The sequence below is a fragment of the Novosphingobium mangrovisedimenti genome (genome assembly GCF_025153475.1).
GTDB lineage: Bacteria > Pseudomonadota > Alphaproteobacteria > Sphingomonadales > Sphingomonadaceae > Novosphingobium > Novosphingobium mangrovi_A.
In genome coordinates this window covers 1-2,559 of sequence record NZ_JANZXA010000041.1, presented here as the reverse complement: position 1 = coordinate 2,559, position 2,559 = coordinate 1, and the positions used below count along the sequence as shown (strand labels likewise).

The 2,559-nt window shown below is 65.0% G+C and carries 2 protein-coding genes; both read left to right on the top strand.

All coding sequences use genetic code 11. The features are described from left to right. Positions 1 to 108: 108 nt before the first annotated feature. Positions 109 to 1,608, top strand: a complete 1,500-nt coding sequence (gene istA, locus NZK81_RS21305; RefSeq protein WP_260047973.1) for an IS21 family transposase — start codon at positions 109 to 111, stop codon at positions 1,606 to 1,608. Continuing rightward, the gene (gene istB / locus NZK81_RS21300) at positions 1,605 to 2,435 is read left to right on the top strand and encodes an IS21-like element helper ATPase IstB (RefSeq protein WP_260047972.1); all 831 of its coding nucleotides are present in this window, start codon (positions 1,605 to 1,607) and stop codon (positions 2,433 to 2,435) included. The genes istA and istB overlap by 4 nt, the downstream gene beginning before the upstream one ends. Positions 2,436 to 2,559: the final 124 nt, after the last annotated feature.

The window sequence follows — 2,559 nt, the reverse complement described above, 5'->3', positions numbered from 1 at the left end:
TGTGCAGGGCGGTGACAAACCAGGCCAATGGAGCGCCGGCGATTTGCTGAGCGCGGCGGTGTAAAAACCAGCCATTGGATAAGGTTGTTCCTTTTGGAGCGGCCAGGGATGTTTGCCGTGGAGGTCTACGCAGCGGTTCGCCGTTTTGTGTTTGTGGAAGGGAACAGCCAGCGTGAGGCGGCGAAGGTCTTTGGCCTGAGCCGTGATACGATTGCCAAGATGTGCCGGTTTTCGCTGCCGCCGGGCTACACGCGCACGAAGGCGGTGGCGAAGCCGAAGCTGGGGCCGTTGCTGCCGGTGATTGACCGGATCCTGGCTGAGGACCGGATAGCGCCGATGAAGCAGCGGCACACGGCCAAGCGGATATTCGAGCGCCTGCGCGACGAGCATGGCTATGGCGGCGGCTACACGGTGGTGAAGGATTATGTCCGGCAATGCCGGGCGCGCGGGCGCGAGACGTTCGTGCCGCTGGCGCACCCGCCGGGCCACGCGCAGGTGGATTTTGGCGAGGCGGTGGGCGTGATCGGCGGGGTGCGGCAGAAGGTGCATTTCTTCTGCATGGACCTGCCGCAATCAGATGCCTGCTTCGTGAAGGCGTATCCGGCGGAGACGACCGAGGCCTTCCTCGACGGGCACGTTTCGGCATGTGCCTTCTTCGGCGGCGTGCCGTGCTCGATCCTGTACGACAACACCAGGATCGCGGTTGCGAAGATCTGTGGCGACGGCAAGCGCGAGCGCACCCAGGCCTTCACCGGACTGGTCAGCCACTACCTGTTCACTGATCGCTTCGGTCGTCCCGGGAAGGGCAACGACAAGGGAAAGGTCGAAGGGCTGGTCAAGCATGCCCGGACACACTTCATGGTGCCGATCCCGCATGCAGCGAGCTACGACGACTTCAACGCGGAACTGGAACGCCGCTGCCGCGCCCGTCAGGAAGAGCGGGCCGGACGGCACAGCCAGACGATCGGCGAGCGGCTCGTGGCCGATCTGGCAGCGATGCGTCCTGTGCCGGCCGGGACGTTCGAGCCGTGCGAGACGCGGGCCGCCCGCGTATCGTCGACGGCATTGGTGCGCTACCGGACCAACGACTACTCGGTTCCGACCTGCTACGGCTTCCAGGACGTGGTGGTGAAGGGCTTCGTCGATCAGGTCGTCATTCTGTGCGGCGGCGAGGAGATCGCCCGTCACCCACGCTGCTATGGCGAAGCCATGTTCGTGGCGAACCCGCTCCATTACCTGGCGCTGATCGAGACCAAACCGGGAGCCCTCGACCAGGCCGCCGCGCTGCAGGGCTGGGACTTGCCGGATGTCTTCCAGCATTTGCGTCACCTCCTGGAGGTGCGGATGGGCAACAAGGGCAAACGCGAGTTCATCCAGGTGCTGCGTCTTCTGGAGGCGATACCGATGGAGGTGGTCACCTTCGCGGTGAACGAGGCGATCCACATCGGTGCCATCGGCTTCGACGCGGTCAAGCAGATCGCGCTGGCGCGCATAGAGCGCCGGCCCGCCCGGCTCGATCTGGCCGCCTATCCGCACCTGCCGAAAATGGAGGTAAAGACGACGCGCGCCGCCGACTATGCCACTCTGCTGCCGGAGCTGGTGGCATGACCAGGGCAGCGGACGACAAGATGCCGGCCGGCACGACGGCGGGCACGCCGCAGATCCTGCTGGCGCATCACCTCAAGCAGCTCAAACTGCCCACGGTGCTGCGCGAGTATGAGAAGCTGGCCCGGGAATGCGCACGCGATGGCGTCGATCATACCCGCTACCTTCTGCGCCTCATCGAACTGGAGCTGATCGACCGGGAACGCCGCACGGTCGAGCGCCGGATCCGCGCCGCCCGGTTCCCGGCGGTGAAGAGCCTCGACACCTTCGACTTCACGGCCATCCCCAGCCTCAACAAGATGCTCGTCCTGGAGCTGGCGCGCTGCGAGTACATCCTGCGGCGGGAAAACATCATTGCGCTGGGCAACAGCGGGACGGGCAAAACCCACGCCGCACTCGCCCTGGGCCTGGCGGCCTGCCAGAAGGGCTTCACCGTCGCGTTCACCACCGCCGCGGCGCTGGTGAACCAGTTGATGGAAGCCCGCGACGAAAAGCGGCTGCTCAAGATGCAGCGCGATCTTGCCGCCGTGAAGCTGCTGATCGTTGACGAACTCGGCTACGTTCCGCTCTCGCCCACGGGGGCAGAGCTCCTGTTCGAAACCTTCTCGCAGCGCTACGAGCGGGGATCGACGATCGTCACCTCCAACCTGCCGTTCGAGGACTGGACACAGGTTCTGGGGTCCGAGCGGCTCACCGGAGCGCTGCTCGATCGGCTCACCCACCACGTCAGCATCCTCACCATGAACGGCGATAGCTACCGGCTCAAGCAGTCCGCCCACCGCCGCCGCGCTACCGCGGCGGAGCAAAACCAGGCCACCTCCACCGACTGACCCGACGCAAAACGGCAAATATGCAAAGGGCCCCGATCGGGGCCCTTTGCATATCATCCGAGCTCATCCTCAATGGCCTGCTTTTACTCCGCCATGCTGGCCTGGAATCCGACCGCCGTTGACA